Source organism: Protofrankia sp. Cr1, from assembly GCF_963555865.1.
Lineage (GTDB): Bacteria > Actinomycetota > Actinomycetes > Frankiales > Frankiaceae > Protofrankia.
This window is the reverse complement of sequence record NZ_CAUVXO010000018.1, coordinates 5,858-11,120: the sequence shown is the minus strand read 5'-3', so window position 1 is coordinate 11,120 and position 5,263 is coordinate 5,858. Positions and strand designations below refer to the sequence as shown.

Annotated in this window: 6 protein-coding genes; 2 read left to right on the top strand and 4 right to left on the bottom strand. The window is 68.2% G+C overall.

Features of this window, described 5'->3' with window-relative positions; genetic code table 11:
• Positions 1 to 5: 5 nt before the first annotated feature.
• The 3 genes from U9980_RS03460 to sodN form a co-directional block, all read right to left on the bottom strand.
• Positions 6 to 1,058 carry an RNA polymerase sigma factor SigF gene (locus U9980_RS03460; RefSeq protein WP_322766647.1) on the bottom strand — a complete coding sequence of 351 codons (1,053 nt, stop codon included), beginning with the start codon at positions 1,056 to 1,058 and terminating at the stop codon, positions 6 to 8.
• Positions 1,055 to 1,696 carry an anti-sigma factor gene (locus tag U9980_RS03455; protein ID WP_322766646.1) on the bottom strand — a complete coding sequence of 214 codons (642 nt, stop codon included), beginning with the start codon at positions 1,694 to 1,696 and terminating at the stop codon, positions 1,055 to 1,057. Before U9980_RS03455 ends, U9980_RS03460 begins: the two co-directional genes overlap by 4 nt.
• 409 nt (positions 1,697 to 2,105) lie before the next feature.
• The gene (sodN, locus tag U9980_RS03450) at positions 2,106 to 2,501 is read right to left on the bottom strand and encodes a superoxide dismutase, Ni (protein WP_322749120.1); all 396 of its coding nucleotides are present in this window, start codon (positions 2,499 to 2,501) and stop codon (positions 2,106 to 2,108) included.
• Positions 2,502 to 2,667: 166 nt separating this feature from the next.
• Between sodN and U9980_RS03445 the strand changes: the two genes are divergently transcribed.
• The gene (locus U9980_RS03445) at positions 2,668 to 2,991 is read left to right on the top strand and encodes a S24/S26 family peptidase (RefSeq protein WP_322749121.1); all 324 of its coding nucleotides are present in this window, start codon (positions 2,668 to 2,670) and stop codon (positions 2,989 to 2,991) included.
• Here the strand turns inward: U9980_RS03445 and rfbC are convergent.
• The gene (gene rfbC, locus U9980_RS03440; protein ID WP_322749122.1) at positions 2,952 to 3,569 is read right to left on the bottom strand and encodes a dTDP-4-dehydrorhamnose 3,5-epimerase; all 618 of its coding nucleotides are present in this window, start codon (positions 3,567 to 3,569) and stop codon (positions 2,952 to 2,954) included. The two genes, U9980_RS03445 and rfbC, sit on opposite strands and share 40 nt — an antisense overlap.
• Before the next feature lie 437 nt (positions 3,570 to 4,006).
• On the opposite strand from rfbC, the gene U9980_RS03435 reads away from it, so the two are divergent.
• Positions 4,007 to 5,215 carry an NADP-dependent malic enzyme gene (locus U9980_RS03435; protein WP_322749135.1) on the top strand — a complete coding sequence of 403 codons (1,209 nt, stop codon included), beginning with the start codon at positions 4,007 to 4,009 and terminating at the stop codon, positions 5,213 to 5,215.
• Positions 5,216 to 5,263: the final 48 nt, after the last annotated feature.

Here is a 5,263-nt window from a genome sequence, read left to right as displayed (position 1 = left end):
GGCCGTCAGGCGTCCTCCAGCAGGCCGCGACGGAGTTGGGCCAGGGTGCGTGCGAGCAGCCGTGAGACGTGCATCTGCGAGATCCCGAGCTCCGCGGCGATCTGCGACTGCGTCATGTTTCCGAAGAACCGCAGCAGCAGGATTCGCTTCTCCCGCGGCGGCAGCTTTTCCAACAGCGGCTTGAGCGACTCCCGGTACTCGACCCCTTCGAGGGACTCGTCCTGGACCCCGAGGGTGTCGGCTACCGCGGGGGCTTCGTCGTCGCCTGAGTCCGGGGCATCCAGCGACACCGCCGAGTAGGCGTTGGCGGACTCCAGGCCCTCCAGTACCTCCTCCTCGGTCATCTGGAGATGGGCGGCGATCTCACTCACCGTCGGCGACCGGCCGAGCGTCTGGGACAGCTCCGAGGTGGCCTTCGTCAGCGACAGCTTGAGTTCCTGCAGCCGTCGCGGAACCCGGATCGCCCAGCCCTTGTCCCGGAAGTGCCGCTTGATCTCGCCGACGATGGTAGGCGTCGCATAGGTGGAGAACTCCACCCCGCGCTCGGGATCGAAGCGGTCAACAGACTTGATCAATCCGATCGTCGCGACCTGGGTCAGGTCGTCGAGCGGCTCGCCGCGGTTACGGAAGCGACGGGCCAGGTACTCCACCAGCGGCAGGTGCATCCGGACGAGCTGGTCGCGGATCTCGGCCCGTTCGGGGGTGCGGTCGGGCATCGCGACCAGCTGGGCGAACAGTTCGCGGGCGCGCGCCCGGTCGTTGGTCCCGCCTGGATGGCTCGAACCGTAGCGTGGATCGTTGTCCGGCCTGGCCTGCGCCGTGACCGCCGCACTGGGCGCGGCGGACGCCGGCGGCGGGATGTCGCCTCCGCCTGGTCCGCCTGGTCCGCCTGGTCCGCCTGCGGGCGACTCGTGCTCGGCGGCATCATCGGGGGTTGCTGCGGCGGGGGCCGATGCGTTCTGGGCGATGAGGCCGTGGGTGTCGTCAAGCAAAGGCCGCGAGCGTTGCGTGGCCGGGGTCACGGCGTCCTGCAACGGTCGCGTGCGCCCTGCGGTCACGGCGCGCCCACCGGTCCGTTGCTCGGCGCGCCCGCGTTCCCGGTCCATGGTGTCGTGGTAGCCCGAGTCTCGGCGGTCGTGGGGCCGGGCACTCGGTTCTCGGGCACTCGGTTCTCGGGCACTCGGTCTTCGGGCACTCGGTCTTCGGGCACACCGCGCCGCTTTCGCAGCCTGATGGTGACCCGGGGATCGGCGGTCACCGAGCTGGAGACCTCATCGGCGAGGGCGGTCAGCACCGTCCAGGCGAACGTGTCGGTGGACGGGGGTTCGCCGTCCAGGCTGAGCACCGTCACGGCGACCTGGATGACTCCGGGAGCGAGCTCGAAGGTGCATTCCAGGTTCGACCCGGGCACAGCCGACAGCAGGAGCAGAGCACATGCCTCGTCCACGGCGATCCGCAGGTCCTCGATGTCGTCGAGGGTGAAGTCGGCACGGGCCGCTAGCGAGGCCGTTGCGGTCCGAAGCACCGACAGGTAGGCGCTTGCCGCGGGAAGCGTGAGCTGCACAATGTCCCGCAGCCCGCCACCAGGCACTCCGGAGCTGGGAACTGTGCTGGTGGAGGCCCCGGTACCGGGGGCCCCGCCACCCGGGACACCGCCCTGACCGTTCGCGGTTCCGGTCTTCGGCGTCGTGTCCACCGCGGTACCCCCTTGTCGCTCAGGGCCTCCGGCGGCGTGAAAAATCATGATCGCGCCGCCCTCGGCCGCTCGTGTCGCTGTGGGCCTCCGGCGGCGCGAAAATCCATGATCGCCCCGTCCTCGGCCGCCAGCGTCCGTTCCCAGCTCGTGCCACGTGAAGACCACCGTACCCAGCGCTGCGGTGTCATCGCAGGTCGGGTGATCAATTCTGGCGATTGTGACGGTGATTCCGACTACGTCCCATCGCCCTGGATATGGAGATGGTCCTACCGAGACGAAAAAACTGATCTTTCTGGAAGAATAAGGGTATTCGTCCCGCTTCCCGTGTCCCGCGATGTGGCAAGTCAGCCGGGCAGAGCGGAGCCGGGCCTGACGGATCGGTGGAGCCGATCCGTCAGGAACGCTGTTTCTATGCGGCCTTGGTCTCCCAGAAGATCGTGGAGATCCGGTCAATGAGCTCAAGCAACTGCTGCCCGTCGGCCGGGTCGACCGAACCCTTGGCGCCGGCCGCTCCCGCCGCCTTGGTGGCCTGCCAGAACAGATCATGCAGGTCGGGGTACTTCTCGACGTGGTTGGGCTTGAAGTAGTCGGTCCACAGCACCCACAGGTGGTGCTTGACCAGCTCGGCGCGCTCCTCCTTGATGGCCAGCGCACGGGCGCGGAAGGCCGGGTCCTCGTTCGCCTGGTACTTCTCCTGGATTGCCTTCACCGACTGCGCTTCGATCCTCGCCTGGGCCGGGTCGTAGACCCCGCAGGGCAGGTCGCAGTGGGCGCTGACCGTTGTCTTTGGACGCAGGAGGCTCATGCCGCCGTCCTTTCTCGTCATGCTGGACGTATCTCGTCCGCTGGACCGATGAGGAACATCAGGTGGGTGCAAAGTGCAAGGTGCAAGGTGGCCGTCAGGCGCGGCGGGCCGGAGCGATCCTGGACGGCACCTGGGCTCTGTCCCCACCCTCTGGCAACCTACCCGGGTGAGCCGAGGTGTTGCGGTACGGGCGGTCTGGGTCAGTGGGGAGTCCATGCTGCCGACCCTGCGCGACGGTGATGCGTGTGTGGTGCTGTGGGGCGTGGCCCCACAGGTGGGAGATGTGGTCGTGGCGCGGCTGCCCGGGCGCGGGCTCGGGGTGAAGCGTGCGGCCTTCGTCGAACCCGACGGGTCGTGGTGGCTGCGATCCGACAACGTCATGTTCGGCACGGACAGCGCGACCTTCGGCTCTGTGCCGTCGCAGGACGTCCTGGGCAGGGTCGTCGCCCGCTATTGGCCGCGGCCCTGCTGGCTGCGCAGGGCTGCATAGAAGGCGAGGCAGTCGGAGTAGGAGGGGAGCAGGCCCGCGGCTTCGGCGTCCCTCAGCGACGGGGCAGCAGCGTCTTTCTCGGACAACAGCGGCGGCACCTCCGGTGGCCACGGCAATGCCAGTTCAGGGTCAAGCGGGTCGATGCCGTGCTCGTGTGAGGGGTTGTAGGGCGTCGAACAGAGGTAGGAGATCGCCGCGTTGTCGGTGAGTGCCATGAAGGCGTGACCGAGCCCCTCGGCGAGGTAGAGGCCCCGCCGGTCAACGTCGTCGAGCACGACCGCCTGATGCGTGCCGTAGGTCGGCGAGCCGATTCGGATGTCGACCACGCAGTCGAGGACCTGGCCGTGCACACAGGTGACATATTTGGCCTGGCTGGGCGGGATATCGGCGTAGTGGACGCCACGCAGCGTCCCGCGCCGACTCACGCTGTGGTTCGCCTGGGCGAGATCGAGTGGGTGACCGATCACCTTGGTAACGGTCTCGGAGCGGAACCACTCCAGGAACGTGCCTCGGTCATCGGTGTGCTGGCGGGGGGTGAACACCCAGGCGCCGGCTATCGCAAGTTCATGAACCTCCACGAACGCGCACCGTACCGGGTAATGATGCCCTTTGGGTGGCCAACTTGTCCGCGGCTGTCAGCGGGCACCCTGAACAGCCCGTGCTGTCGGCTTGCCGACCATGGCGGCCTGCCGTTGTCGATCATTGCGGCGCCGCCGGTCCGGTTCGGCCAGCGCGGCTCCATTGGGGTTGCTGTGCTGATCCATCGGCGTTTCGACGCGCCGCCTGTTCGTCGGCGCGCACCTTGTGCGTCCGGGCACATGGGCGTGCTTCAGTCGGAGTCCAGAGGCGTTCGCGGGCGGGCCGACGGGTCCGCGTGTCATATTGGGCAGCATCCCCGGGCAACCCCCGGCTTCGCCGTCCAGGCCTCCCACCCGTCGAGGCATCTCGTCCGAGGGAGTATGTGATGACTGCCACAACCGACCATTCCGTTGGTCATGCCGGGCCAGATCCGTCCATGCGGGTGCCGGCCGCGCCGGCCGCGCTCACGGACGTGCCCGGATCGGTCGGCCGCGACACCGACCCCGTCTTTGTCCTGCACAAGGGCGGGAAGATCGGCCTAGCTGTGACCGTTGCGTTGAACGACCGTGAGGACCTGTCGCTCGCCTATACTCCCGGCGTCGCGCGGGTCTGCATGGCCATAGCGGCCGAGCCCGCGCTTGCCGACGACTTCACGTGGAGGTCCAACGCGGTCGCCGTGGTGACCGACGGCACGGCGGTGCTAGGGCTCGGCGACATCGGCCCGGCCGCGGCGCTACCGGTCATGGAGGGCAAGGCCGCGCTGTTCAAACACTTTGCCGGCGTGGACGCGGTGCCGATCTGCCTCGACTGCACCGAGGTTGAGGAGATCGTGGAGACCGTCGTCCGGTTGGCGCCCGGTTTCGGCGGCATCAACCTGGAGGACATCTCCGCGCCGCGGTGCTTTGCCATCGAGCAGCTGTTGCAGAGCCGGCTGGACATCCCGGTGTTCCACGACGACCAGCACGGGACGGCCATCGTGACGCTGGCCGCCCTTGAGAACGCCGCTCGCCTGACCGGCCGACGTCTGGGCGACCTGCGTGTGGTCGTGTCCGGCGCGGGTGCCGCGGGTGTGGCCGTGACCCGCATCCTACTGGCGGCCGGTATCGGGGATATTGCGGTCGGTGACAGTCGTGGCATGCTGCACACCGGGCGTTCCGACCTCACTCCGATCAAGGCGATGGTCGCGGCCGAGACCAACCGGGCCGGCCTGTCGGGTTCGATCAACGATGCGCTCGCCGGAGCCGACGTCTTCATCGGTCTGTCTTCGGGCAAGGTGCCCGAGGATGCGGTGGCGTCGATGGCGCCGGAGTCGATCGTCTTCGCCATGGCGAATCCCGATCCCGAAGTCGACCCGGAGGTTGCGCACCGCTACGCCCGGGTCGTGGCGACCGGTCGAAGCGATTACCCGAACCAGATCAACAACGTGTTGGCCTTCCCGGGCGTGTTCCGTGGGGCAATGGATGTTCGCGCGAGCCGGATCACCGAGCCGATGAAGTTGGCGGCGGCCAACGCTCTCGCCTCGGTGATCGCGGATGAGTTGACCGAGCGGCACATCATCCCGAGTGTGTTCGACGACCGGGTGGCGCCGGCGGTTGCCGCCGCCGTGGCGCAGCAGGCCCGCGTCGACGGTGTCGCCCGTCGGTAACCCGAAGGTGTCGCCCGTCGGTAACCCGAAGGTGTCGCCCGTCGGTAA